General features: G+C 71.1%; 24 protein-coding genes. 16 read left to right on the top strand and 8 right to left on the bottom strand.

All coding sequences use genetic code 11. From position 1 onward, the window contains the following. Positions 1–2: 2 nt before the first annotated feature. The 5 genes from DMA15_RS37040 to DMA15_RS13485 form a co-directional block, all read right to left on the bottom strand. The gene (locus DMA15_RS37040; RefSeq protein WP_206302721.1) at positions 3–899 is read right to left on the bottom strand and encodes a hypothetical protein; all 897 of its coding nucleotides are present in this window, start codon (positions 897–899) and stop codon (positions 3–5) included. Further along, positions 896–2,845: a hypothetical protein gene (locus DMA15_RS13500; RefSeq protein WP_125513011.1), complete on the bottom strand. Its 1,950-nt coding sequence runs from the start codon at positions 2,843–2,845 to the stop codon at positions 896–898. The genes DMA15_RS37040 and DMA15_RS13500 overlap by 4 nt, the downstream gene beginning before the upstream one ends. Next, positions 2,842–3,885 (bottom strand): PD-(D/E)XK motif protein, encoded by a 1,044-nt coding sequence (locus DMA15_RS13495; protein ID WP_164551755.1) that lies wholly within the window; start codon positions 3,883–3,885, stop codon positions 2,842–2,844. Before DMA15_RS13495 ends, DMA15_RS13500 begins: the two co-directional genes overlap by 4 nt. After that, positions 3,882–6,458 (bottom strand): Z1 domain-containing protein, encoded by a 2,577-nt coding sequence (locus DMA15_RS13490; protein WP_125513009.1) that lies wholly within the window; start codon positions 6,456–6,458, stop codon positions 3,882–3,884. The genes DMA15_RS13495 and DMA15_RS13490 overlap by 4 nt, the downstream gene beginning before the upstream one ends. A 295-nt stretch (positions 6,459–6,753) precedes the next feature. Further along, positions 6,754–7,788 carry an SEC-C domain-containing protein gene (locus tag DMA15_RS13485; protein WP_125513008.1) on the bottom strand — a complete coding sequence of 345 codons (1,035 nt, stop codon included), beginning with the start codon at positions 7,786–7,788 and terminating at the stop codon, positions 6,754–6,756. Positions 7,789–8,155: 367 nt separating this feature from the next. Here DMA15_RS13485 and DMA15_RS13480 point away from each other — a divergent pair, with 367 nt between their 5' ends. The 4 genes from DMA15_RS13480 (at position 8,156) to DMA15_RS13465 (ending at position 11,972) form a co-directional block, all read left to right on the top strand. Further along, positions 8,156–8,476, top strand: a complete 321-nt coding sequence (locus DMA15_RS13480) for a DUF6412 domain-containing protein (protein WP_125513007.1) — start codon at positions 8,156–8,158, stop codon at positions 8,474–8,476. 123 nt (positions 8,477–8,599) lie between these two features. Next, positions 8,600–9,361 carry a YidC/Oxa1 family membrane protein insertase gene (locus tag DMA15_RS13475; protein ID WP_240659780.1) on the top strand — a complete coding sequence of 254 codons (762 nt, stop codon included), beginning with the start codon at positions 8,600–8,602 and terminating at the stop codon, positions 9,359–9,361. A gap of 144 nt (positions 9,362–9,505) precedes the next feature. Then, on the top strand, positions 9,506–10,363 hold the full coding sequence (locus DMA15_RS13470; RefSeq protein ID WP_125513006.1) for a fumarylacetoacetate hydrolase family protein: 858 nt from the start codon (positions 9,506–9,508) through the stop codon (positions 10,361–10,363). Positions 10,364–10,640: 277 nt separating this feature from the next. Further along, entirely contained in the window at positions 10,641–11,972 is a 1,332-nt protein-coding gene (locus DMA15_RS13465) for a hypothetical protein (protein WP_125513005.1), read from the top strand. An 89-nt stretch (positions 11,973–12,061) separates the two neighbouring features. Here the strand turns inward: DMA15_RS13465 and DMA15_RS13460 are convergent, their stop codons facing one another. Both DMA15_RS13460 and DMA15_RS13455 read right to left on the bottom strand, forming a co-directional pair. Next, the gene (locus DMA15_RS13460) at positions 12,062–12,553 is read right to left on the bottom strand and encodes a heme-degrading domain-containing protein (protein WP_125513004.1); all 492 of its coding nucleotides are present in this window, start codon (positions 12,551–12,553) and stop codon (positions 12,062–12,064) included. Further along, positions 12,550–13,641, bottom strand: coding sequence for a Gfo/Idh/MocA family oxidoreductase (locus tag DMA15_RS13455; RefSeq protein WP_125513003.1), 1,092 nt, complete (start codon positions 13,639–13,641; stop codon positions 12,550–12,552). Before DMA15_RS13455 ends, DMA15_RS13460 begins: the two co-directional genes overlap by 4 nt. A gap of 56 nt (positions 13,642–13,697) precedes the next feature. On the opposite strand from DMA15_RS13455, the gene DMA15_RS13450 reads away from it, so the two are divergent. The 12 genes from DMA15_RS13450 (at position 13,698) to DMA15_RS13395 (ending at position 25,092) form a co-directional block, all read left to right on the top strand. Further along, a complete protein-coding gene (locus DMA15_RS13450; RefSeq protein ID WP_125513002.1) occupies positions 13,698–14,903 on the top strand; it encodes an ROK family transcriptional regulator in 1,206 nt (401 codons plus the stop codon). A 353-nt stretch (positions 14,904–15,256) separates the two neighbouring features. Continuing rightward, positions 15,257–15,997 (top strand): hypothetical protein, encoded by a 741-nt coding sequence (locus tag DMA15_RS13445; protein WP_125513001.1) that lies wholly within the window; start codon positions 15,257–15,259, stop codon positions 15,995–15,997. A gap of 147 nt (positions 15,998–16,144) precedes the next feature. Beyond that, positions 16,145–16,927: a GntR family transcriptional regulator gene (locus tag DMA15_RS13440; RefSeq protein WP_125513000.1), complete on the top strand. Its 783-nt coding sequence runs from the start codon at positions 16,145–16,147 to the stop codon at positions 16,925–16,927. 134 nt (positions 16,928–17,061) lie between these two features. Next, a complete protein-coding gene (locus DMA15_RS13435) occupies positions 17,062–18,186 on the top strand; it encodes a TIGR03364 family FAD-dependent oxidoreductase (RefSeq protein WP_125512999.1) in 1,125 nt (374 codons plus the stop codon). Positions 18,187–18,191: 5 nt separating this feature from the next. Continuing rightward, on the top strand, positions 18,192–18,902 hold the full coding sequence (locus DMA15_RS13430) for a phosphonatase-like hydrolase (protein WP_276314339.1): 711 nt from the start codon (positions 18,192–18,194) through the stop codon (positions 18,900–18,902). Next, the gene (locus DMA15_RS13425; protein ID WP_125512997.1) at positions 18,899–19,954 is read left to right on the top strand and encodes an ABC transporter ATP-binding protein; all 1,056 of its coding nucleotides are present in this window, start codon (positions 18,899–18,901) and stop codon (positions 19,952–19,954) included. Before DMA15_RS13430 ends, DMA15_RS13425 begins: the two co-directional genes overlap by 4 nt. A 94-nt stretch (positions 19,955–20,048) precedes the next feature. Then, complete coding sequence (locus tag DMA15_RS13420; protein ID WP_240660204.1) at positions 20,049–20,912, top strand: 2-aminoethylphosphonate ABC transporter permease subunit; 864 nt, start codon at positions 20,049–20,051, stop codon at positions 20,910–20,912. After that, the gene (locus DMA15_RS13415; RefSeq protein ID WP_125512995.1) at positions 20,899–21,696 is read left to right on the top strand and encodes an ABC transporter permease subunit; all 798 of its coding nucleotides are present in this window, start codon (positions 20,899–20,901) and stop codon (positions 21,694–21,696) included. The genes DMA15_RS13420 and DMA15_RS13415 overlap by 14 nt, the downstream gene beginning before the upstream one ends. A gap of 22 nt (positions 21,697–21,718) precedes the next feature. Next, the gene (locus DMA15_RS13410; protein WP_125512994.1) at positions 21,719–22,825 is read left to right on the top strand and encodes a 2-aminoethylphosphonate ABC transporter substrate-binding protein; all 1,107 of its coding nucleotides are present in this window, start codon (positions 21,719–21,721) and stop codon (positions 22,823–22,825) included. 122 nt (positions 22,826–22,947) lie between these two features. Next, positions 22,948–23,727, top strand: a complete 780-nt coding sequence (locus DMA15_RS13405) for an HAD-IIA family hydrolase (protein ID WP_125512993.1) — start codon at positions 22,948–22,950, stop codon at positions 23,725–23,727. Between the two features lie 128 nt (positions 23,728–23,855). Next, a complete protein-coding gene (locus DMA15_RS13400) occupies positions 23,856–24,404 on the top strand; it encodes a hypothetical protein (protein WP_125512992.1) in 549 nt (182 codons plus the stop codon). Positions 24,405–24,420: 16 nt separating this feature from the next. After that, positions 24,421–25,092: a class F sortase gene (locus DMA15_RS13395; RefSeq protein ID WP_125512991.1), complete on the top strand. Its 672-nt coding sequence runs from the start codon at positions 24,421–24,423 to the stop codon at positions 25,090–25,092. Here DMA15_RS13395 and DMA15_RS13390 read toward each other — a convergent pair. Beyond that, positions 25,073–25,843, bottom strand: a complete 771-nt coding sequence (locus DMA15_RS13390) for a CbtA family protein (protein WP_125512990.1) — start codon at positions 25,841–25,843, stop codon at positions 25,073–25,075. The genes DMA15_RS13395 and DMA15_RS13390 overlap by 20 nt on opposite strands. Between the last annotated feature and the right edge of the window lie 23 nt (positions 25,844–25,866).

The raw sequence follows: 25,866 nt of genomic DNA, 5'->3' as shown, positions 1-25,866 counted from the left end.
GATCACGCCTCCTTGAGGATGCGGGTCGCGGCCTGGAGCTCGGTGGCGAACAGGCTCGGTGAGTTCTGTCGGAGCCGGCGCAGGTCCTGGACGGTGCGGCCCGGAAACAGGCGGTGGAAGAGGTTGACCAGGGTGGCGCCCAGAGACTCCTCGGCGAAGTCCGCGTCGTCGACGAACTCCTCCTTCAGCAAGGCATGTTCCACCATGATCCGTGCGCAGTCCGAGTAGACCATCGAGAGGACGACGCGATCCACCGGACCGGGCCTGGCGGCGTGCGCGAAGGCGGTGGCCACCTCCTCGGCCTTCTCGTTGACGATGAGGAGCATGGAGCCCATGGCCGCACCGTTCAGGTCCGAACCGAGCTGCAGATGCCAGGCGGCATCGTCCCTGTACGAGGTATGAGCGAAGTCGATCACCGTCATCGGGAAGAGCGGTGCGTCACCCTGCAGGCGTAGTGACGCGGTGTCGTCCCAGAGCAGTGACCCGGCCCGGCGCGGGGCGAAGGGGGCGGCAGGACCGACCGCACGGGAAAGGACGAGCACTGTCTCCAGGGAGAGCACCCCGCCGAGTTGGGCACCCGACAGGACGGCGCGAAGATTCACCGTGCGCACGCCGTCACCACTGAGCGGGACACGCTGCACGGGACCGCGGAGGTTGGAGCCGGAAGCCGTCCAGATCGCCGCGAGGGAGAGCACCGCGTCATCGCCGAGGCCGGCTCCTTCACGGGCCGTCCGCAGATCGACGTGCACAGTGCGGCTCAGCTCGATGTCCATGCGGTAATCCCAGAAGGCGAGCGACTCGGGGAGATCCGTCGTGGCGCCGTCGAGGACGAGTTGCCACGGCTCAGGGCGGACACAAGAGGCCACGGGCGAGCGGTAGGGGAGGGCGAGCCTGCTCACGAGGTGGTCACCGCCCGGGTTTTCACGGTGATTTCCGTGATGGTGTCCGGCGCCGGGCGGACGACGGCACGCCAGACGGCGTCGTCGCCGCCTTCGATGACGAACGTGGGCGAGGCATGAAAAGTGCCCGTCGGATCCTCCCAGCCGACGAACCCGGGCATGGCGGCCCCGGCAGGCGGGTCGGTCTCGCGGTTTCCGGCACCCGGCAGGGCCACTGCCAAGTCGACCCGAACGCGCTGCAGCACCGGCGCGGGAAGGGTGAACGCCTGCACGAGGACGGAGTGGCCGTTGCGTTCCTCATACGTTGTCGCGCCCGCGTACTTCACGCGGGGGCGAGGCGCTCGGGGAGTGGCGTCCGTCATCGACGGGGGGTCGACGGTGCTCGAGATCCGTCCCTTGCGGCGGCTGCCGTGGTGCGGTCCGGGCAGTTCCTCGTCCTCGTCCGGTGCCGCAGAGGCCCGGCCCAAGGAGGAACGACCGTAGTCCGTGGCTCCCCCGGTACCCCAGGCACCGCCGACCAGCGGTGAGAAACGGGCGCTCGCGGCCCCCAGGGCCACGTTCGCCGACCCCTCTCGGGCGGCGCCGCCCAGTTGGAGGAGTTCGTCGACCGCTTCCTTGAGGCGGGTGAACGTGGTGCGCACGAATGTCCGGTCGTGCCCTTCGAGACGATGGTGGTTCCATGCGTCGTGCGTGGGCGGTTCGGCCTCGGCGTAGGTGGCGTCCATCTCCTCGGTGGCACGGAACACTCCCGCGTAGGACAGGAGTTCGGCACCCGTCTCTCGTCCGGGCCAGTAGGTGACGACCAGTTCCGCGGGACGCATCAGCGCCACGTGGTGCACGGTCCGCTCGATCTGCACCATCTCCATGGCCCGGCGCGCTGCGGGGGAGGGTTCGAGAGGGATGACCGGGCGCTGGACGAGCCCCATGCGGCCCAACTCTTTGACGGGCTTCTGGCACGACAGCGTCCGGCCCTCGTCGGTGGAGAGCTGCCGATAGGCGTCGACGAAGAGGTTGAGGGGTGACGTGGTCCTCGGGTCCGGGACGGGAAAATCACGTCCTTCGCAGGTGACCGAGAACTGCATGGGCAACGTCCCGTCGGCACGCTCCAGCATCTTGGGCCACAGATGCCAGGACACCGTCTCCGCGAGGTAGGCGGCTGCTTCTCTTGGCTCCATACCGTCGAGGTGGGGGTCGATGACGACGATGCTGGTGCCGGTCTCCTCCACACCGAATGGCGCGAGGCCCAGAAGGCGCGCCATCTCCTCGGCGTTGGAGCCGATCAGCGGATCGATCACCTCGCCGGACGCATCCCCCCACCAGTGCCGCCCCGTGTAGCGCCGCTCGTTGCCTGCAGCGTCAACGGCTCGGTAGCTGTGCCACAGGGCACAGCCCATCAGGCGGGTCTCCAGCTCACCCCTGTCGTTGCGGCAGCGAGTGTGCACGAGCACCGTGCCGATGCCGGAGAGCAGATAGAAGATGGCCTTGCCGAAGCCGTAGGTGCCGCCGCCGAGCTTGGTGTCCCGGGGCTCCCCCACGTTCCGCACGAAGGCGATGAAGTCCTGACGTCCCTCGGAGATCTGGTGGGCACGGGTGGGGCCGCCGAGGCCATTCGTGCCCCGGTCGGAGACTGTCATGATCCGGACCCCCGAACGAAGTAACTTGCGCAGGGCGAGGTGTTCGTTCGACGGCGCCCCGCTGGAGAGCAGCCGACGCCAGGCATCCGCGTGCGCCGGGCCCACGTAGCCCAGGTCGACGCCGAACCGAACCGGCCCGTCGTGCCGCGGGTCCCTGGCGTCCCAACTGTTTTGGGCTGCTTCCCGTACGAGGATGGTGAGCAGGTCCAATTCCGGACGGCCGAGCTGGTTGCGGATGCCCTCGGCCGCGCCGGCTCCTTCCGGCGGGTAGGGCTGGGAGTACCACCGAGGGTCGGTGCGCAGGTCTGTCACTTCTTCTCCCTGAGCATGGCCGCCAGATGTCGCTCCACCTCGGTCATCGGCAGTGGATCGGGGGTGGGCACGGTGAGGTCCACCGTGTATTCGACATCGGTCACGTTGCCGGGCACCTCGGCGACGGCGAGGTCCGCCGTCGTGATGCGCGGGAACCCCGCGCCCACCGCGTACCAGCGCTCGTCCCGCACGAGGAATCGGATCGTGCGATAGCGCTCGGCGTCCACGGTGTGATAGCCGACCTCGGCGAGGAGGCCGAGCAGAGCGCTCTCGTCATCGCTCAGCCGCAGCGCCTGTTCCACCAGATCCACGACGCTCGCTCCGTTCCCGCCCTCAGGGACACGTTCGACGCGCAGGCAGGCGAGTTGCAGGGAGCCACCCTCCGGCGGTTCCAATTGGCGCAGGCCGTGGACGCGTATGCGTAACGCGTCGCCGGTGGCCGTCTTGACCTCGACGGCTTCGGTCCCCGAGGTGAAGTCGTGCGGTCGGCCGGTCGGTCCCGTCCACATCCTGTGGGCGCTGGGGTTCTCGGCGAGCAGCCGGAGGAGCAGGTGCAGTTCGCCGTAAAGACCCGCGAGTTGCTCGGGGCCGAGCGGTCTCCCGGACGTACGGAACAGCGACCGCCAGCGGTCGAGCACCCGGTGCAGGACCTTGAGCGGCCGGGGTGTGGCGGGAGACTGCTCGTCTTCGCCCAGCTGGGCCATCTCCCGGAGGACGTCCTCGCAGAGCCGGGTGAAGACGTCGTCGAGGTCACGGCGCAGGCAGCGGAGATCGGCGTAGTGCTGGTAGACGTCCTTGTCCTCCAAAGGCCGCTTGCGCAGATGCAGGACCTGGCCGTCGCGGATCTCACGGACGTGCTGGTTCCCGGCGATGGGCACCATGAGGTGCCGATGACCTTCGCGGTCGACGGCAGCGAGGACCGGGCCGCGCGAGGTGGTCACGGGTAGCCGAGCGGTCCGGAGCCGATGGTCCGCGGAGACTGGGGCGGCCAGGAGATCACGCCAACTCTCCTCCAGGGTGCGCCGAAAGATGTCGCTCACGCGGCGTCCTCGCCTTCGAGGGTGCGCAGGTCCTCGTCGTCTGTGTCCTCCAACCGGATGCCCGAGAGATCGGCCGCGATGTAGCTGCCGTCCCAGCTGACCTCGCTGTCGTTCCCGGTCTCCGGGAAGACCAGACCGACGCCGATCACGTGGTCCTCGGCTCCGAGTGGCTCGCGGGACTGCTCGCGGTGCTCAGAGGGCGGCGAGTCCTTGTCGATGGGGTACAGCACGATGAGACCGGTGTTCGGGAGCTGCTTACGGCGTTGCCCCGTGATCTCCTTTTCCGTCCATCCTCGCAGAGCGCCCGCCAGGTCCACGGCGGCGTCGGCCCGGCTCATCAGGGTCTTGATGTCCGCGAAGTCGGGTTCACCGGTGAGATTGCGGAGACGAGCACGGGTGATGCGGCCGACGGTGACATCGGGTGCGAAAGCGAAGTCGGCTTCCTCACCTGCTGCACGATTGCCGACGATCGCGACGTTCCAGCGCAGGAGGGAGCCCTGCTGTACGCGGCGTCGGACATAGGAGGAGATCAACTCCGCGTCGCACTCCTGGGAGTTCTCGTGGAATCGGTACCGCCTCAGGAAGTCGAGCACACCGGTGTGAGGGATCCCGTGCAGGACGTGTCGGCCCGTCTCGGGGCGCGAGTCGTGCGCAGTGGTCTCCTCCACGGCGAGACGCACCAGGTCTCGGGCGGCTTCCTGGTTGTTGCGGAGCCAATCGGCACGGGTGTGGAAGTAGCGGGTCTGGATCCGGCGGCCGCCGTACGCGGCGCTGGCCTTGATCGCGGACTGCATCTTGGCAGCGGCGGTGACCCGCAGCACCGGATGCGTGCGCAGACGGACGGCGAACGTCTGCGGTGTCTCGTTCTCGTGGAGATACACGTCGATGTCGCGACGCATGTCCGCCTCGACGGTGGCCAGATGCCGGAAGGAGGCGTGGAGGTCGGGTGTCATCCACACGCGGGGGAGATCGGCATATCCGTGGCGGAAGCCGAACCAACGGCCCATCTGCAGCAGGGTGTCGTATGCCGAAGCAGCGCGTACGAAGTAGGTCACGGCCAGACCCTCCAGGGTGAGGCCGCGCGAGAATTTGTTGCCGCCGACCGCGATGGCGACCACGGGTCCATTGTCGTAGTCGAGGGTGTCCTCGCTCTCGGAGTTGTCCATGATGATTCGGCAGTCTCGAATCACGCCCGGCAACTCTTCCAACAAACTCTCGAAGGGGACCTTTGTCAGTTTGAAGTCCTCCGCGGGTACCCGGGCGGTCTCCTCGTCCCAGAGGTCGCGCAGGCGCCGCAGCGTCTCGGGGGAGTCGAGATTCTCCAGAGTGCGCGCACGGATGCGTCTGAGCGGGGCGCGGAAGCTGTTGTGGACCTGAATGCGCATGCTGGTATGGATCAGCATGGTGGCGTGTTTGTTGCCGGTGCCACGCACGCGGCGGGCGGCGGTGGTGAGCCAGAAGTACTGGATCGCCTCGGCGAGGGTTTCGGTGATCTCGGGGGTGAAGCCGTCGGCATCTGCTTTTGTCGCCGGTGTGACGAGGGGCACATCCTCGGCGGGGATGCTGCGGATCATGTCGTACCCGTCGTCGACGTCTTCCGGGTCCTCGCCGTCGAGGGCATACCGGCCGAAGAGGACCTCCGTGCCGAAGTGGTCTTTGGGCTGAGGCAAGTTGACGATGAAATCGCTGGGGTACAGGTCCTTTGCCGCCGGGTCGATGAGGATGTTGGCGAAGGGGGTCGCCGTGTAGCCGACGTACGCCGCCTTCGGCAGGGTGTCGAGGATGCGCAGGATGAGCGGGTTGATCGAGGTCGTGGCAACGCTGGCCTGGTCGGCCTCGTCATCGATCACCAACGCCGGGGCTTGCTGGAGGTAGTCGGAGGCCGACTCCAGCCAACGGGCGAACTTACGGAGCACTCGGGCATTCTTCTTCACCACACACAGCACATGCGTGGTGTTGCTGCCCCCGAAGAAGGAGGCGGCATTCTCCGTCGGTACGAAGTCTCGGTCCAGCCCCGTGAGTTGCGTCCAAGCTGTTGGATTCGACTCCACCAGCTGCTGGGCGAGACGAGCTTGTGTCTGGCGGCGCAAGCCGTTGTGGATACCGGCGAGCACGATGAAGAGCTTGTATCCGCGGTCGGCCGCTTTGGCCATCACCGAGGTGAAGTTGGTCGTCTTGCCGGACTGCACATAGCCGACGACCAGGCCGCGCGCGGCGAATTCCGGTTCTTTGGGATGGTTCAGCAGCGAGACGACACGCGTGGACGACGCGTCAAGGTCTTTGACGGCATCCGGGGTCCAGCCTGATTTCTCCAACGCGCGCTGGATCGCGGGCCACGCGCGGTCGTTCTCACGCGGCCCGGTGTACCAGGTCTCCCGGTTGCCGTAGACGGCCACCCGAGGCTCTTCCATCTCCTTGATCGCGAGCAGCTGCTGCTCGTGGAACTCGCGGATGCGCTGGATGCGCCCCGGATCGACACCCAGGATCTCCAGCTGCTTCACCGCTTCCGTCGGCGTGCTGGTCTCGAGGAGGCTGCGGAAGACGTCGTACATCTGGTCGAGGTCGCTGCTCACTTTTGTTCCCTTACCGGACCACCCGCGGCTCCAGTACCTCGAGTACTTGCCTGGGTCAACGAATTTGCTGTATTTGCGCAGATTCAGTACGTGTGGAATGCATCAATGGTGCATGTGGTGCCGACTGATGGGGTGCAGCGGTGAAGTCGCACGGCTCGACAGTGGCCCCTGGCGACAAGGGCGTGGGGGGTGCGTCAGACGATATCGCACGCACGTGCCATTCATTTTGGCGTGGGGAAAAGGGCCGGTGCGCCTGCCGAAACGTGCAGAGCCGTGGCATCGGGACGCCGCACCGCTATTGCTGCCCGTGGCAGCCCCCATAAGTCACCCCGGACCCGCACCAGCACGGTTCCGAAGGCTCCGGGGGCCAAGCCGTTGCTCGGCCCCGGGCTGCCAGGGTTGTTGCGTACTGGGGGAGCAGTTCCGGTTCGGCGGGGGACGAGCCTTCTGAGGCGGCGAAGGCCTCGTAGGACGGGACTGTGCCCGTCACGATGCCCAAGTTGGGGGTTCCGGACGCGGAGAGTTCGCGGAGTGAGGACTCTATCGTCGCCAAGTGCTCCTCGTGCGAGGGGTATTCGGCGGTCAGGGACGGGTACGCCGTCAGGAGTTCGGACAGTTCCGGTTCCGGCCAGTGCAGGATCGCCACCGGGAAGGGGCGCGACAGCGCCTCCCTGTACGAGCCCAACTCCGCCTGGATGCGGGCGATCTCCGCGCGGAGTTCCGCCGGGTTCTCCGAGCCCAGGGACCAGGTCCGCTTCGGGTCGTGCAGTTCGTCCAGGGGGACGGGGGACGTGGAGACGCGGTCCGCCAGGGTGTCCCACGCGTCGTGGTCCGCGCCGAGCAGGCGGCGTACGCGGTGGCGGCCGAAGAGGAGGGGGTGCGTCGCGTACGCGGGGTCCGCCGTCTCCGGGGGGAGCAGGAGGGTCGCCGCCTCGGTGAAGGTGGCGTGGGCCTGTTCCAGTTCGTCGTGGGACTCCAGGGACTCCGCCACGATCACCCACGGCGCCGGGTCCCGGGGGGCCGCCGCGCGGACTCCCTCGATGATCGCCCTTGCCTCCGCCTCGTGGCCGTACTCCCAGAGGTTCGAGGCCTTCAGGGCGCGGATGAGGAGCGGGGACGCGGGGGGCCGCTCGGCGTCCGCGGAGAGCAGGCGGTCGTAGAGCGCCGTCGCGCGCTCGCGGGCGCCGGCCAGTTCGAGGTGGGCGGCGGCTTGGAGGAGCAGCGGCTCGGCGTCCTCCGGATACAGGCCGGCCGTGCGCTCCAGGCGTGCGGCTTCGGCGATGTGGTCGGCGTCGGCGTGGTCGGCGTCGGCAGGCTTGTCGGGGCGCATACGGGACACCGTACTGCCGAGCGGGTCTCTTGCAGGAGGGCCCGGTTTGTTACGGGTCCACCCCAGGTCGGTCAGGTTCGGGATCAGGTTTGGGTTGGGGCGTGGGCGTGGGTTCGGGTTTGGGTTCGGTCACGTCGGGTGGTGCCCGGGTGGGGCTGGCTCCGCCGGTGGTGCTCCGCCTCGCCATCCGCGTCCCCTCGCCGGGGGCGTCAGCCGGAGTGAAGTGTCTCGGGCAGGAGTTCGTCTTCCCTCCGGGCAGTACGCCGTCCCCCGCCGATCCTGTATAACCGAATCCGTACAGTCGTACAGCCGAACTCGTACTACTGACTACTGACCGGCGTGAGCGATCGCGGAGAGGGGGCCCACCGTGCGCGGACTGATTCGTGACGGGAAAGCCGCCGCGCGCCCCGCCCTGCTCCTCCTCTTCCTGCTCGTCGAGGTCGTCCTCGTCGACAGCGGCAGCCTCACCGCCGCCGTCGCGCTCGCCGCGACCGCCGCCGCCGGGGCCGCGCTCGTCGTCTGTTCCGTGATCGCCGCGCGCTGCGCGCCCGCCGTGCCCCGCACCCGCGTGCGCACGGCCATCCGCGACCGTGAACGGCGCACCGCCTTCCTGCCCCAGCGCGACCCCGACGCTCGGGGCCGCAGGCGACCCCGAGCACCCGGCCGTCCCCTCCTGACGGCCGCGTAGGGGACCCCGCACCAACACCCGCTCCCGCACACGCGCCCCTCGTGGGCCGTCACGCCGAGTCGACTCCGCACCGCCGAGTCGACCTCTTCTCCCGGCACGACGGAACCCTCGGAGGGCTTCTCCATGTCCGATCTCTTCTCCGCGCTCATGTCCCTCTTCGCGGACCTGGTCGCGCTCCTCGCCGACCTGCTCGACCCGGTCTTCCACGGCTCGGCGACCGCCGCCGCGATCGTCGTCTTCACCGCCTGCGTACGACTCCTCGTGCTTCCCCTCTCGCGCGCCTCGGCCCGTGGCCAGAAGGCGCGCGCCAAGCTCTCGCCGCGGATCGTCGAGCTGCGCAAGAAGCACGCCAAGAACCCCGAGCGGCTGCAGAAGGCCGTCCTCGAACTGCACCGCGCGGAGAAGGTGTCGCCGCTCTCCGGATGTCTGCCGAGCCTCTTCCAGTTGCCCGCCTTCTTCCTGCTCTACCACCTCTTCTCCGGTGGCGGCGCCGGTGTGCTGCTCGACCACACGCTCGGCTCGGCGCCGCTGGGCGGCCGGTGGACGGGCGCGCTGGCCGACGGCGGGCTCTTCGGGGCGCAGGGTCTCGTCTATCTGGCGCTGTTCGTGATCGTCGCCGCGGTCGCCACGTTCAATTACGGGCGGACCAAGCGGCAGATGGCGGCCACTCCGCTGGTCCAGGGCGGCGACCAGCAGGTGCCGGGCATGGAGGCGATCACCAAGGCCATGCCGTTGATGTCGTTCATGACTCTGGTCACCGTGGCCGTGGTGCCGCTCGCCGCCGCTCTCTATGTCGTGACCAGCATGACCTGGAGCGCCGTCGAGCGGGCGGTGCTGTACCGGGACATGCCGAACGGGGCGCCCCTCACGGCCGCCGCCGGGTGACCCGTCGCCCCTCCTGGCTACCGCCCAGTAAGGGTCCAGTACGTGAACGGGGTATTGCGGAGCGGACAGTGAGCTTGGACGATCGACCAAACCTCCGATGGCCGCAACCCATCGGCCGGGCTACCGAAGGAATGGAGTTCGACCATGAAGCTGCTGCGAGTCGGTACGGCCGGGGCGGAGCGTCCGGCGCTGCTCGACGCCGAGGGGGCCCTGCGGGATCTGTCGGGGATCGTCACGGACATCGACGGGGAGCTGCTCGCCGACGCGGACGCCCTCGGCCGGATACGGGCCGCCGCCGACTCCGGGGAGCTGCCCGTCCTCGCCGCCGCGGGGCTGCGCGTCGGGCCGCCGGTCGCGCGGATCGGCAAGGTCGTCTGCATCGGGCTCAACTACCACGACCACGCCCGCGAGACGGGCGCCGAGCCGCCCGCCGAGCCCGTCGTCTTCTTCAAGGCGGCGGACACGGTGATCGGCCCGGACGACACCGTGCTGGTGCCGCGCCGCTCGGTGAAGACCGACTGGGAGGTCGAGCTGGCCGTGGTCATCGGACGTACGGCCCGTTATCTCGGGTCGCACGAGGAGGCGCTCGCGCATGTCGCGGGGTACGCGGTGGCGCACGACGTGTCCGAGCGCGAGTTCCAGATCGAGCGGGGCGGCACCTGGGACAAGGGCAAGAACTGCGAGACGTTCAACCCGCTGGGCCCCTGGCTGGTCACCGCCGACGAGGTGCCGGACCCGCAGGCGCTGTCCCTGAGGCTCTGGGTCAACGGCGAGCTGAAGCAGGACGGCACGACCGCCGACCAGATCTTCCCGGTGGCCGAAGTGGTGCGGTACGTGAGCCAGTTCATGACGCTGTACCCCGGTGACGTCATCAACACCGGTACGCCGGCGGGCGTGGCCATGGGGCAGCCCGAGCCGAAGCCGTATCTGCGGGCCGGGGACGTCGTGGAGCTGGAGATCGACGGGCTCGGGCGGCAGCGGCAGCAGCTGAAGGACGCGTAAGCGCCCCCTCGCGCAAGCTGCCCCGCGGGTAAGCGCGTCTAAGCCGCCCCGCGGGGAAGCGGCCCCTCGCGCAAGCCGCCCCCGCGGACAATCGGCCCTGCGCGCAAGCCGCCCCCTCCGCTCCCCCCCACCAGCCCTGATAGGCCCCCGCAGGGGCGGAACAAGCCCCTCCGTGATCCTTTGTGGCTCGTTCGGGGCTCACGCCCCCACCCCCTGTGGCCGCTACATTCACCCCGACCCACACACACAGGACCAGGCGACCAGGGGGAAACAGGCAATGCTGCGCTCCATAGGGCCCGTAAGCCGCTTCGGCAGATCATTCACGGCGGTGACCGCTACGGCGGCCACCCTGGCGGTCACCGCCATGAGCCTCGCCGCCTCACCGGCCGCCGCGGCACCCACCGCCTCACCGGCTGCCGCCTCGACGACGGCCAAGCCCGGCGACACCTGTACGGCGGCCGACCTCGGCACCCGCAAGCCGTACATCAAGTCCACCGAAGTCTCCCCGACGATCACCCACTTCAAGGGCTGGTTCGTCACCGAGGGCACCACCGGCAACCATGTCGTCACCACCAGCACCCAGACGGTCATCTCGGTCTCCGTCGGCGCCACCGGCGGTTTCGAGGGCAGCTTCCCCGTCCAGACCCTCACCGCCGCCGGTGCGAGCCTGGGTCTGAGCGTGAAGGTCGACGCCTCCTCCACGAGCACCGAGTCGAACGCGGTCACGTGGAACTTCAACCAGCCCGGCTACTACGGCGTCTACAAGGGCACCAAGAAGGTCACCGGTACGTACGCGAGCCTGAACTGCAACCGCGTCCAACAGAGCGGCGGCGGCTGGGCGTTGAAGTGGATCGAGGGCCCCGGCGGCGGCAGCTTCACCACCTTCACCACCTTGGAGGAGGGCGCGGTGCGCTGCCAGGACAGCGTGCCCGCGAACAGCATCATGGCCAAGGCGCAGGGCCTCCTCGACTGCGGCTCGCCCGCCGCGAAGGCCGAGCGCCCGGCGGGTGCGGTGCCGCCTACGGCGAAGCAGAAGCGGGACCGCCTCGCGCAGAGCAAGGCCGCCGGCCAGGACAAGGTCGCCGGCCAGCCCAAGGCCGACGGGCCCGGCGCGAAGGCCGGTGCGAAGGCCGGCGCGCCCATCGCGAAGGCCGATCTCAGCTGCGGGTCCGAGCTCTACAGGATCACCGTGCCCGGCAAGTCCCTCTCCTGGGGCGCGCCGCACCTCAGGGCCGACAGTGTCCGCCTGCGGCCCTCGACGATCTTCAGCGGCAACCTGGACCAGTGGCGCCTGTGCAACGTGACGGAGAGCGACGGGGTCATGGAGGCGACCCTGTGGAACTTGGGCAACCAGGCATGCGCCAACATCTTCCCGCAGAACGCGGGCACCGACCAGACGCCCCTGATGATGGAGTCCCCCTGCAGGGAGGATGACCTCCAGCGGTTCTACATCTACCGTGATGTGCCCGGCAGCTCGAAGATCGGTGTGCAGAACAAGTACACCGGCTCCATGATGGGCCACGACCGGTACGCGGACGGGGAGTCCGTACGCCAGTACTCCAGCGGCAGGCAGGACGGTTCGGGTACGTACACCCTGAACCGAGTCTGACGGCGCACGCGCTGTGAGCGGCCCCGCACGCGAATCCGGCGACTTGCCGGTTCCGTGCGGGGCCTGCTTTTTGCTGGGCCGAGGGTGGCTCAGGCGGCGATGAACCGTTCCAGTGCCGCCACCACCAGCGCGTGGTCCTCCACCTGCGGCAGCCCCGACACGACCACCGCGCCGATGACCCCCGCTCCCTCCACCGCGAGCGGGAACGCGCCGCCGTGGGCCGCGTAGGCGTCGGGGTCCAGGCGGGAAGAGGCCTCGAAGGTCGTGCCCTTGGCGCGGAAGCGGGCGCCGACCAGGTAGGACGAGCAGCCGTAGCGTTCGACGACGCGGCGCTTGCGGGCGATCCAGGCGTCGTTGTCCGGGGTGGAGCCGGGCAGCGCCGCGTGGAAGAGCTGCTGGCCGCCGCGGGTGATGTCGATCGCCACCGGGGCGCGGCGCTCGCGGGCCAGCTCCACCAGGAGGTTGCCGAGTGCCCACGCGTCGTCGTACGTGAAGCGGGGCAGGACCAGGCGGCGCTCCTGGGACTCCAGTTCTTCGATGGAGGGTGCTTCGGAGACAGGGGCAGCGGCGGTGGCGGTCACAGCGTCACCGCCACACCGTCACGGGCCGAGCGGCGCGCCGCCTCCAGGACGTCCAGGGCCGCGGCGGCCTGGAGCGCGGTGACGGGGTTCTCGCCGGTGCCCCGCAGGGCGTCGGCGATCGCGGCGTAGTACGCGGGGTAGTCGCCCGGCAGGCTGGGGTGCGGGCGGCCGCCGCCGGACAGCGGGGACTCACCGGAGCCGACCCGGCCCCACATCGACTCGGGCTCCACGCCCCACGGGCTCAGCGTCGCGGGACGCCCGCCGTCGCGCAGGGCCGCCTCCTGGGGATCGAGGCCGTACTTCACGTAACCCGCCTGGGAGCCGAGGACGCGGAAGCGGGGGCCGAGCTGGGCGGTCGTGGCGCTCACGTACAGGTGCGAGCGGACGCCGTTCGCGTGCGTGAGCGCGATGAACGTGTCGTCGTCGGCCTCCGCGCCCGGACGGCGGACGTCCGACTCCGCGTACACGCTCGCGGCGGGGCCGAAGAGGACCAGGGCCTGGTCGACGACGTGGCTGCCCAGGTCGTAGAGGAGACCGCCGATCTCCTCCGGGTCGCCGGACTCGCGCCAGCCGCCCTTAGGCCGCGGCCGCCACCGCTCGAAGCGGGATTCAAAGCGCCATACGTCACCCAGCTCGCCGTCCGCGAGCAGCTGCCGCAGGGTGCGGAAGTCGTTGTCCCAGCGGCGGTTCTGGAAGACGGACAGGAGCAGGCCGCGCTCGTCGGCGAGGGCGGCCAGTTCGCGTGCCTCGGCGGCCGTGCCCGCGACCGGCTTGTCGACGACGACCGGCAGGCCCGCCTTGAGGGCGGCCGTCGCGAGCGATACGTGGGTCTTGTTCGGGGAGGCGACGACGATCAGGTCCAGCTCGTCCGCCCGCGCCCACAGCTCGTCGGCCGACTCCGCGCAGCGCAGGCCGTCGCCGAACTCGGCGCGGGCCTGTGTCTGCCGCTCGGGGTTCGACGTCACGACCGTGTCGAGGACGAGGCCCTCGGTGGCGGCGATCAGCGGGGCGTGGAAGACGGAGCCCGCGAGGCCGTACCCGACGAGGCCGACGCGGAGGGGGGAGCCTGAGGAGCCTGTGCCAGTCATGTCCTCCACTTAAGCAACGGTGTTGCCAAAGTGCAAGCGAGCAGGACAATGGCCCCGTGAAGTCGTACGTGAACAGGGCGAACCCCGGAGTGAACCTGCCGGCGCTGCGCGGCCACAACGCCGCGCTCGTACTCGATCTGCTGCGCGGGGCGGGCGAGGCGGGTATCAGCCGCCTGGAGCTGGCCGAGCGCACCGGGCTCACCCCGCAGGCGGTCAGCAAGATCACCGCACGGCTGCGGGCCGAGGGCCTGGCGGCGGAGGCGGGCCGCCGCGCCTCGACGGGCGGCAAGCCGCGTACGGTCCTGCGGCTGGTCCCCGATGCGGGCCACGCGGTCGGCCTCCACCTGGACCGCGACGAACTGACGGCGGTCCTGGTGGACCTGACCGGCACGGTGGTCGCCGAGCGCCGCGCTCCCCTCGCCTTCGCCGCGGGCGCGGAGGCCGTCGTGGAGGCGGCGGCGGGGGAGGCGCGGGGGCTTTTGGCGGGGCTGGGGGAGGGCGCGAGTGGAGCGGGCTCGTTTCGGGATGAGGTACTGGGTGCCCAGGAGGCGGCGCCCGGCGTCGGCCCCCGCGCGGGTGGCGGCGTCTCCGGGGTCGGGGTCGCTCTGCCCGGGCCGCTCGATCATGTGGGCGGGGTGCTGCGGCGGGTGACCGGGTTTCCTGGGTGGGACGGGTTTCCGCTGCGGGACGCGTTGGCGGCTCGGCTCGGGCTGCCTGTGGTCGTGGACAAGGACACCAACGCCGCCGCCCTCGGCCTGGCCCTCGCGGGCGCCGACGCCGCCGGTTCCTTCGCCTATCTGCATCTCGGCACCGGTCTCGGCGCCGGGCTGGTGCTCGGCGGCGCCCTGCATCGCGGCGCCCGTACCGGCGCGGGCGAATTCGGCCACCAAGTGCTCCAGCTGGACGGGCCGCGCTGTGAGTGCGGGGACCGCGGCTGCGTCGAGGCGCTGTGCCTCGCCGCCGTCGCCCGGGGCGACCTGGAGGAGGCCGCGCGGGTGCTCGGGACGGCCGCGGCGAACCTGGTCGGGCTGCTCGACGTCGACCGCGTGCTGCTCGGCGGGCGGACCGTGTTCGCCGCGGATGAGTTGTTCGTACGGGGTGTGGGCGCCGTCGTCGCCGAGCGCGTCCGGCGCGGTGGCGGGGAGGCGGAGGTGCCGGTCGCCCTCGCCCCGGGAGGGGAACGCGCCGTCGCGGAGGGCGCGGCCCAGCTTGTCCTCGCACCGCTGTTCGGCCGGGCGAGCGTGGGCTTTATCGCGGGGTGAGGGGGGCTTTCATTGGGGGGGGGGTGTGTGGGCTGCCTTGTGGGGTGAGAGTGGCTTGCCTCTCCGGTTGGCGGGGGCCCGCCTCGTCCCTCGCATTGAGTGCGGGACTCGCGCCAATCGCAATGGGCCGGATCTCGACTGATCGTGCGGTTCTTCGGCGGCCGATCGGGCCTACCGGGGGGTGGCACCCCGGCGCGGCGGGGCCCGCGTGGCAGGGTCGCTGGCCACGACCGTCGTCTTCCGGGCGCCGCCCGCCACGGCCCGCGGCGGCGCCAACTCCGCGCCGGAGCCCCGTACTCGGGTCGGCAGCCTCAGCCCAGCCTCAGCCCCGCGTCAGCCAGCAAAGGTGTTCCATGCGATTCCGTAGTCCCGCCCTCTTCGGCGTCGCCACCTCAGTCGCCACCACGCTCGCCGCATGCCTCGGCACGGCCCTCCCCGCCGTGGCCGGGGTGCCCGCCGTGGCCCCGCCCACCTGCGCCACCGCCGACAGCGCCGCCTTCCCCCTCGACACCCGCATCCACGAGGGGCCCGCCGCCTACCGGCCCGGCGCCGGACCGCAGGACTGGGCGATCGACCTCACCAACGCCACCGGCGAGCCCTGCGCCGGCATCCATCCGATCCTGGTCCTCGTCGACCAGCGGCAGCCGCTGCGGCCGGAACAGATCCGGCTGGAGTTCCACGACGGGGCGCGCTGGCGGCCCGTGCCGTTCGAGAGGACCGAGCAGGACGAGCACGTGGGCGTCTTCGACGACGGTTTCGCGGGGTTCACGGTCGGCCCCGGCCGCACCCTCACCGTCAAGGTCCGGCTCGCCTTCGCCGCCGACACCGTGCCCACGCGTGTCGTCGCCTCCGCCGCGGTCGTCCAGCGCAGGGGCGATGACGGGGAGTGGGTCGGCGCTTCCAATGACTATGCCTTCGCCGTCGCGCGGGACGAGTCGTCTGCCGGGGAGCGGGAGGAGCGGGGGGAGCCGATTGAGGAGTTGGCGCAGACCGGGGTGGCGATGTTGCTCGGGCTCGGGGTCCTGGGCGCGGGCTTTCTCGTGGGGGGTGCGGTGCTGCTCGGGAGGTATCGGCGGTTGCGTGCGGGCCGCTGAATCGGGCGCGGGGGCCTGGTGCGGGGGCCTGGTGCGGGTTTGTCGTGGCTGGGCGCGCAGCTCCCCGCGCCCCTTTGGGGCGCGTCCAGCACCCGGCGCCCCTCGGGGGGCTCGGTCCCGTTCACATCCGTCTGCGAACATCCCCAGGTGGACAACCCGAACCCCGTTCAGCCCCCCGCCCACCTGCTCGGCCAGGTGCCCGGCGCTCCCGTCCGTTCCGGGATTCCCGAGCACGGGCGCATCCCCAAGTACTACGCCGTGAAGGCCAGGATCGCCGTCCTCATGGAGGAGTTGGGGCACGGGCAGGCGCTGCCCACCGAGCGGGACCTCGCCGAGCGGTACGAGGTGGCGCGGGAGACCGTGCGGCAGGCGCTGCGCGAACTCCTCCTGGAGGGGCGGCTGCGCAGGCAGGGCCGCGGGACCGTCGTCGCGGGGCCCAAGCTGGAGCAGCCGCTCTCCCTCGCCAGTTACACCGAGGGCGTACGCCGCCAGGGGCGCACACCCGGCCGGCACCTCATCTCCCTCGACCGCTTCCCCTGCCCCGCCGCGCTCGCCGCCGAGACGGGCGCCGAGGAGGGCGAGCCCGTCTGGCACATGGAGCGCGTACTGCTCGCCGACGACGAGCGGGTCGGCCTGGAGAGCACATACGTCTCCGTGGCGAGGGTGCCGCGTCTCGACCGCGACTTCGCGCCGGACTCTTCCTTCTACGCGTACCTGCGCGACCGGCTCGGCATCTCCTTCGGGGACGCCGACGAACGGATCGAGACGGTCCTCGCCACCCCGCGCGAGGCCCTGCTCATCGGCACGCCCCCCGCGCTGCCCATGCTGCTGATCCACCGGCTCTCCCGGGACACCGAGGGGCGCCCCTTGGAGCGGGTGCGGACCCTGTACCGCGGTGACCGGTTCTCGTTCACCACCCACCTCGGCTGAGCGCCCGCTCGCCGACGATCAGCCCGGTGAGATAACGAGAAGGTAACGGGTCTAGGCCAAGCTTCCGTGCTCGTTCACCGTCCCGTCGCCGCCCGGCCCCGCGCGGGCCACCCGTCGGCAGGAGCGTTGCCGCCGTGAGAGTCATCGTCGTAGGAGCCGGCGTGGTGGGCACCATGCACGCCTGGCACGCAGTGGAACGCGGCCACGAGGTCGTACAGATCGAGCGCGAGAGCGAGGCCCGCGGGGCGTCCCTGCGCAACTTCGGGCAGATATGGGTGAGCGGCCGCGCGGGCGGCGAGGAGCTGGCGACCGCGCTGCGCGCCCGCGAGCTGTGGGAGGGCATCGGCGCGCGCGTGCCGGGCCTCGGCTTCAGGGCCAACGGCTCCCTGACCCTCGTACGCAACGAACGCGAGCGCGCGGTCGCCGAGGCCGCGCTGACCCGCCCGGACGCGGCCGTCCGTGGCTACAAGCTCCTCACCGCCGACGAGGCGCGCGCCCTCAACCCGGCGCTGCGCGGCGACTTCCTCGCCGGTCTGTGGTGCGAGCGGGACGCCGCCGTCGAACCCCGCGCCGCCCAACTCCGGCTGCGCGAAGCCCTCCTGGCCTCGCCCCGCTACACCTTCCTGCCCGGCCGCGAGGTCCGCGAGGTCGTCGGCGAGAGCGCGGTCCGCGACGACCACGGCGACGTACACACCGGCGACGCCGTCGTGCTCGCCACCGGTGCCTGGCTCGGCGGGCTCGTGCGCGAACTGGCCGGGCCCGAGCTGCCCGTGCGCCGCGTCCGCCTCCAGATGATGCAGACCGCGCCGCTCGGCGAGCCGCTCCCCACATCCGTCGCCGACGCCGACAGCTTCCGCTACTACCCGGCTTACGCGTCGGACGCACTCGACGCGCTCAACGCCGGGCAGGCGCAGACCCCGACCGCCGCCGCGCACAAGATGCAGCTGCTCATGGTGCAGCGCGCGGACGGCGGGCTGACCATCGGCGACACCCACGAGTACGAGCACCCCTTCGCCTTCGACACCCTCGAAGACCCCTACGACCACCTCACCGAGGTCGTCGAGGGCTTCCTCGGCCGCCCGCTGCCGAGGATCCGGCGCCGCTGGGCCGGGGTGTACGCGCAGTGCGTCGACACGGGCCGGGTCGTCCACCGCCAGCAGGTGCGCGAGGGCGTGTGGCTGGTCACCGGGCCCGGCGGCCGCGGCATGACCTGCTCGCCCGCCATCGCCGAGACGACCGCCGACGAACTGGGATGGTGAGGGAGTTGGCAGCATCCCCGAAGCGGGAGCACCGCATCGGTCTCGTCGTCCTCGACATGGCCGGCACCACCGTCGCCGACGGCGGCCTCGTCGAGCAGGCGTTCTCCGCCGCCGCGCGCGAACTGGGCGTCGAGCCCGGCACCCCGGACCACGCCGCCAAGCTGGAGTACGTGCGCGCCACGATGGGCGAGTCCAAGATCTCCGTCTTCCGCCACCTCTTCGGCGACGAGAAGCGCGCCCAGCGGGCCAACACCGCCTTCGAGGAGGCGTACGGGAACCTCGTCCACGGCGGCCGCATCGCACCGATTCCCGGAGCGTGCGAGGCCATCGAGCAGCTCAAGTCAGCCGGGAAGACAGTGGTGTTGACCACTGGGTTCGCCCGTGTCACCCAGGACGCCATCCTCGACGCGCTCGGCTGGCGCGGACTCGTCGAGCTGACCCTGTGCCCCGCCGACGCGGGCGGCCGCGGGCGGCCCTACCCGGACATGGTGCTCAGCGCCTTCCTGCGGACCGGCGCCGCGGCGGGCGTCCAGGAGATCGCTGTCGTGGGCGACACCGCGTACGACATGAGGAGCGGGGTACGGGCCGGGGCCGGAGTCGTCGCGGGCGTCCTGACCGGGGCCCACGGCGAGGCGGAGCTGACGCGGCACGGCGCCACGCACGTCCTCGCCTCCGTCGCCGAACTGCCCGCACTGCTCGACCGGGTGGGGACATGAGCAGCGGCATCCGCTTCGACCGGGTCTCCGTCGCCTACGGCCGGCACACCGTCCTCGACGCGCTCGACCTGACCGTCGAACCCGGCGAGGTCATGGCGCTGCTCGGGCCCTCCGGGTCCGGCAAGACCACCGCGCTGCGGGCCGTCGCGGGGTTCGTGCGGCCCGCGTCGGGGCGGGTGTTCATCGGGGAGCGCGACGTCACCGGGCTGCCGCCGCACCGGCGGGGCGTAGGGATGGTCGTCCAGCAGTACGCCCTCTTCCCGCACATGCGCGTCGAGGACAACGTCGCCTTCGGAATGAAGGCGCAGAAGGTGGCGAAGGCCGAGATCCCCGGGCGGGTCGCCGAGGCCCTGGAGATGACCGGGATGGCCTCGTACGCCAAGAGGTTCCCGCGCGAGCTGTCCGGCGGGCAGCAGCAGCGGGTCGCCATCGCGCGGGCGCTCGCCATCAGGCCGGGCGTGCTCCTCCTCGACGAACCGCTGTCCGCGCTCGACGCGCAGCTCCGCTCCGGCATGCTCGCCGAACTCGCCCGGCTGCACCGGGAGTTGCCGGACGTCTCCATCCTCTACGTCACCCACGACCAGGTGGAGGCGCTGACCCTGGCCGACCAAATCGCCGTCATGGACCGGGCGCGCCTCCAGGACTGCGGGACCCCGCAGGAGCTGTACCGCACACCGCGCACGGAGTTCACGGCCTCCTTCGTGGGCAACGCCAACCTCCTCGCGGTCACGGTGAGGGGCACGGGCGCGGTCTCCTTCGCGGACGCCGAGCTGAAGGCCGACACGGGGGACGCCGTATCCGGCGCCACGGCCACACTCTGCGTGCGGCCGCATCTGGTCGGGCTCGGCGACGGGCCCAACGCGCTCACCGGACGGGTGGCCGAGGTCCAGTGGCGGGGGGCCACGCACCGGCTGTACGTCGAGGTGGGCGGGGAGCGGGTGAAGGCGGACGTCCGGGAGCTGCGGAAGCCGCCGGCGCTGGGGGACGAGATCACGCTGCACTTCGCGCCCGAGGACGCGGTGCTCCTTGCCGGAGGGGTGACCGATGGGTAGTCCTGCCGAGCGCCTCCGTTCAAGTGACCCGGCACCGGGGACTGTGCCCACCCTCCCCCAAGCTCTCGACTCCGCTCGAGCAGGGGGGACCCCCATCGCCCCAGCGGAACGATTGCCCACAGCGGCGAAGGCCAGACGCGGCGTGCCCGCCCTCGTGTGGGTGCTGCCGCCCGTTGTCCTTCTCGGGGTGTTCTTCCTCTACCCCCTCTTCCTCGTCGTGCGGCAGTCCGTGCAGCCCGACACCGGCGGGACCTCCCTCCAGCCGTACGCGGACGTCTTCGCCTCCGAGGCCTTCCGGGAGGCGCTGGGCACCACCGTGTGGCTGGCGCTCGGGGCGACCATCGGATGCCTCGTGCTCGGGTTCGCGCTCGCGCTGGTCATCGCCTTCGTGCCGTTCCCCGGCGGGAAGGCCGTAGCGAAGTTCATCGACGTCTTCCTCTCCTTCCCGTCCTTCCTCATCACCCTCGCCCTGCTCTTCATCTACGGGACGAAAGGCATGGCCAACGGGGTGTGGACGGACGCGACAGGCGCCGCCGACGGACCCTTCCAGTTCCTGACCACCCCATGGGGCGTGCTCCTCGCGGAGATCACGTACTTCACGCCCTTCGTCATGCGGCCGCTGCTCGCCGCGTTCTCGCAGATCGACACGGCACAACTTGAGGTGGCCGCCAGCCTCGGCGCCGGGCCGGGGCGGATCGTGCGCCGGGTCATCCTGCCCGAGGCGCTGCCTGCGCTCGCCGCGGGCGGCAGCCTCGTCCTCGTCATGTGCCTGAACGAGTTCGGGATCGTCCTCTTCACCGGCGCCAAGGGCGTCACGACCCTGCCGATGCTCGTCTACAGCGAGGCCATGCTCGAATCCGACTACCCGGCGGCCTGCGTCGTCGCCGTCGTCAACATCGCGATCTCCGTGGGCCTCTACGGCCTCTACCGGGTGGTGAGCCGCCGTGCTGGTGCATAGCCGCAAGGGAAAGTGGGCCGTCTGGAGCCTCTTCCTCGTCCTCTTCCTGCCCCTCTTCGCGCTGCCGCTCCTCGTGATCCTCGCGGCGTCCTTCTCCTCGCACTGGTCGGGAGCCTTCCCCTCCGGCTTCACCACCGGGCACTACACGGCCGCCACCCGCGGCGAATCGCTCCAGGCCCTCACCACCAGCCTGGTCACCGCCCTCGCGGCCAGCCTGCTCGCGCTCGCCGCGGGGACCTGGGCGGCGCTCGCCGCCGCTTCGCTGAAGAAGGGCGGCAAGAGGGCCGTCGACGCGCTGTTCCTGCTGCCCGTCGCCGTGCCCTCGGTCGTCGTCGGACTCGCGGTCCTCGTCGCGTTCAGCAAGCCGCCGATGATCCTCAACGGCACGCGCTGGATCGTGGTCCTCGCGCACGCCGTCCTCGTCACCGCCTTCGCCCACCAGTCGGTCTCCGCCGCCATCCAGCGGCTCGACCCGGCGTACGAACAGGCCGCCGCCTCCCTCGGCGCCCGGCCCTCGTACGTCCTGTGGAAGGTGAAGCTGCCGCTCCTGCTGCCCTCCCTCAACGCGGCCGCCGGGCTCTGCTTCGCGCTCTCCATGGGCGAGTTGAGCGCCACGATGATGCTCTACCCGCCGGACTGGACGCCGCTGCCCGTGCGGATCTACGCGGCCACCGACCGCGGCTCCACCTTCACCGGCGCCGCCCTCGCGGTGGTCCTCATGGCGGCGACGCTGCTGGTGCTCCTCGCCGTCTCCCGCGTCCGTACGCGTGCCTCGTATCGCTGACCCCTCAAGGAGTACGAACGTCATGTCCCGCCGCACCCGAGTCCGCCCCGCCCACGTCCGCCTCACCCGGGGCCGCCACCTCCGCACGGCTGCCGCCCTCACCGGCGGCCTCGTCCTCGCCGGATCCCTCACCGCGTGCGGCGGCACCGCCGCGTCCGACGAGAAGGTCATCACCGTCTACAGCGCCGACGGCCTCAAGGGCGAGAACGGCGACGGCTGGTACGACCGCGTCTTCAAGGACTTCGAGAAGAAGACCGGCATCAAGGTGAACTACGTCGAGGGCGGCTCCGGCGAGATGGTGCAGCGCGCCGTCCGCGAGAAGTCCAACACGCAGGCCGACGTCATCATCACGCTGCCGCCCTTCATCCAACAGGCAGACGAGAAAGGGCTGTTGCAGGCGTACAAGCCCAAGGGATCCGAAGAGGTCGACGGCGCCGACAAGGACGCCGACGGCAAGTGGACCTCCGTCGTGAACAACTACTTCGGCTTCATCTACAACAAGAAGGAGCTGACCGGCGCCAAGGCGCCACGGACGTGGGAGGACCTCACGGCGAGCACGTACAAGGGCAAGGTGCAGTACTCCACGCCCGGCGTCGCGGGCGACGGCACCGCCGTGCTCATCAAGGCCATGCACGACTTCGGCGGCAGGAAGCCGGCGATGGCGTACCTGAAGAAGCTCCAGACGAACAACGTCGGCCCGTCCGCCTCCACCGGCAAGCTCGCGCCCAAGGTCGACAAGGGCGAGCTGCTCGCCGCCAACGGCGACGTCCAGATGAACTACGCGCAGTCCAAGGACATGCCGAACCTCGGCATCTGGTTCCCCGCGAAGAAGGGCGGGGAGCGGACCACCTTCGCGCTCCCGTACGCGGCCGGGCTCGTCAGCAAGGCGCCGCACAGCGCCAACGCGAAGAAGTTCCTGGACCATCTGCTCAGCCCGCGGGCACAGCGGCAGGTCAGCGAGATCGGCGGCGGCTTCGCGGCCCGCAAGGACGTCAAGGCCACGGACGCCAACGCGGTCGCCCTCGACAGGCTCATCGAGGGCGTCGAGATCTTCGAGCCGGACTGGGCGGACGTCTCCGAGAACCTCCGGACATACGTCGAGGAGTGGAAGTCGGCGACGGGCAGCTGAGCCGGCGGACGCCTGACGGTGATCGGCGGGGTCAAGATCACGGCTTCCTGTTTAGGGTGGGGGCGTCGGCACAGCGCTGTCCCGGCGCCCCAGCCAACCCGTACACCGCAGGAGTGCACCCCATGGCAGAGCGCAAGCCCATCGAATCGTGGCTCACCGACATGGACGGTGTGCTCATTCACGAGGGCGTCCCGATCCCGGGTGCCGACGCGTTCATCAAGAAGCTGCGCGAGTCCGGCAAGCCCTTCCTCGTCCTCACGAACAACTCCATCTACACCGCGCGCGACCTCCAGGCCAGGCTGACCCGCATGGGCCTCGAAGTGCCGGTCGAGAACATCTGGACGTCCGCGCTCGCCACCGCCAAGTTCCTCGACGACCAGCGGCCCGGCGGCACGGCCTACGTCATCGGCGAGGCCGGTCTGACCACGGCCCTGCACGACATCGGGTACGTACTCACCGACCACGACCCGGACTACGTGGTCCTCGGCGAGACCCGCACGTACTCCTTCGAGGCGATGACCAAGGCCGTACGCCTCATCAACGCCGGGGCCCGTTTCATCTGCACCAACCCCGACGAGACCGGCCCCTCCACGGAGGGACCGCTGCCCGCCACGGGGGCGGTCGCCGCGCTCATCACCAAGGCGACCGGCAAGAATCCCTACTTCGCGGGGAAGCCGAATCCTCTGATGATGCGGACGGGGCTCAACGCGATCGGGGCGCATTCGGAGACGAGCGCGATGATCGGTGACCGCATGGACACGGATGTCCTTGCCGGGCTGGAGGCGGGGATGGAGACGTTCCTCGTGCTCACCGGCCTCACGACCCGGCGGGACATCGACAAGTACCCGTTCCGCCCCTCCACGGTCGTGGACTCGATCGCGGACCTGGTGGCCCGGGTCTGAACGCCGCTTCACGGCGACGCCCCACCCGCCCGTTTGCCCGCGCTCCCCGGGGCGGAGCCCCGCCGGCCCCGCCCCCGGGATGCGCCGCGCGGACGGATGCGTGAACCTCGAGGTACAGGAGGTTCACGATGCGTATACGTACCCTCGCTCTTCGTGCGGGCCCCATAGCCCTCGCGCTGGCCCTCGCGGGGCCCGCGACCGGCGCCCAGGGCCATGAGGACGGGGCCGTACGGGCCACCGTCACCCCCGCGGAGGCCCCCGCCGGAGCCGGCGTCGAGGTGAGCGTCTCGGGGTGCGAAGGCACCACTGGGTCCGCCGGGTCCGGGGCCTTCGAGGGGGACGCCGAGCTGACCGGGCGGGACGGCGGCAAGGACTCGCTGAACGGCAAGACCAAGATCAGGAGCGGGCTCTCCGGGTCGTACGAGGTCACCGTCATCTGTGACGGACACCCCCACCAGCGCACCGGCACGGTCCGCGTGATCCAGCGCAACCCGGAGCCGGTCTCCCCGGTACGGGCCGGAGGCGGCGGCACCGCGCGGTTCCCCTCGGTCGCCTCCGCCGGCGCCGACGAGGCGGGACCCGGCACCCGGCACGCCGTGGTCGGCCTGGTCCTCGCCGGAGCCGCGGCGGTCGCCGTGGCATTCCGCGGCATCCGCCGCCGCAGCCGCTCCGAGTGACGGAAGGGCCGGGACAGTGTCCGGCGGTGAGGAACACCCGCCCGGGACCGGACGCCTCCGTACGGGCATCGCCTGGGCTGCCCTCCTGGCGGGCCTCGGCCTGTGGGGCGCCCAGATCGCGGACCTGCGCGCCGGTCTGTCCGCGCCCGCGAACGGCGACGCCGCGGCAGTCGGCCGCCCCCTCGAAGGCGTCGAACTCCCGGCCGCCCACGAGCCGTTGGCCCCCGCGCGACCCCGGCACGTCGAGGTGCCGTCCCTGGAGGTGCAGGCCCCGGTGACCGCCCGCGGCCTGGACACCGAGGGCGCGATCGACCCGCCGCCGTACGCCGAGGCGGACACCGTCGGCTGGTACGGCGGCGGCACCCGCCCCGGAGCCCCGGGCGCGGCCCTCTTCGTCGGCCACGTCGACACCGAGACCCGGCCCGCGGTCTTCTACGACCTCAGCGCGATGCGCCCCGGCGAGAAGATCGGCGTGAGCCGCGACGACGGCACGGTCGCGGAGTTCACGGTCGACGACGTCCAGGTCGTCCCCCGCGACCGCTTCGACGCGAGGAAGGCGTACGGCCCCCACGAGGAGGGCCGCGCCGAACTGCGCCTCATCACCTGCGGCGGCGTCTTCGACAGAGCCACCCGCACCTACACGGCCAACGTGATCGTCTCGGCCTACCTCACGGGTGTACGGGGGTAGCGCGGCCCGCCGCGGCCGGGGTTCTGAGCGCGGCCCGCAGACCGAGCCCGCCGAAGACCGCCGCGAACACCGCCCACAGCAGCGCGTGCGAGCCGAGCGACAGCATGCGGAAGTCCCACAGCAGCGTCGCGTCCACCGGGACCGGGTCCGGGTTGTCCGGGAGCAGGAACAGCGCCGCGAGGACGACGACCGCGGTGAGCGCCACCGCGAGGTGCCGCACCGGTTCCGGGCGCGTCGACAGACGTACGTACACCTGTCGTACGAGGAACATGCCGAGGACGCCGATGGCGACCGCGGCCAGCCACAGCGCCTGGCGGTCGCCGACGGTCCCCGCGTCGCCGACGCCCGGCGGGTTCGCCGGATAGCGCAGCCCGGGCAGGAGGGAGACGGCGAGGAAGGCCGCCGCGGAGAAGGCCAGCGCGCGCGGCCACGGAGTGGCGGCCGGATCACGGCGGTGCACCGCCGCGTACGCGACGGCGAAGAGGACGCCGAGGGCGAGCCCCGCGACGACCGCGGCGACCACGAGGCCGCCGTGCTGCGTGGAGCGGCTGAACAGCTCCTCGTGGTGCTGGACGGCCTGCGCCGCGCCGTGCGCGTGCTCCTCGGCCGCCGAGCGCTTCTCCTCGGCGCGGATCGCGCGGTCCATCAGGGGTTCGGCGAGCAGCAGCGAGAAGAGGCCGGCGGCGAGGCCCGCCGCCCCTCCCGCCACCAGACCGCGCCCGAGCAGGGGGAGTACGGGGGAAGAGTGCATGGTGCTCGTGCCCGTCCGCCCGG

This window comes from Streptomyces sp. WAC 01529 (assembly GCF_003945545.1).
Taxonomy (GTDB): Bacteria; Actinomycetota; Actinomycetes; order Streptomycetales; family Streptomycetaceae; genus Streptomyces; species Streptomyces anatolicus.
This window is presented reverse-complemented; position numbering and strand designations above follow the sequence as displayed.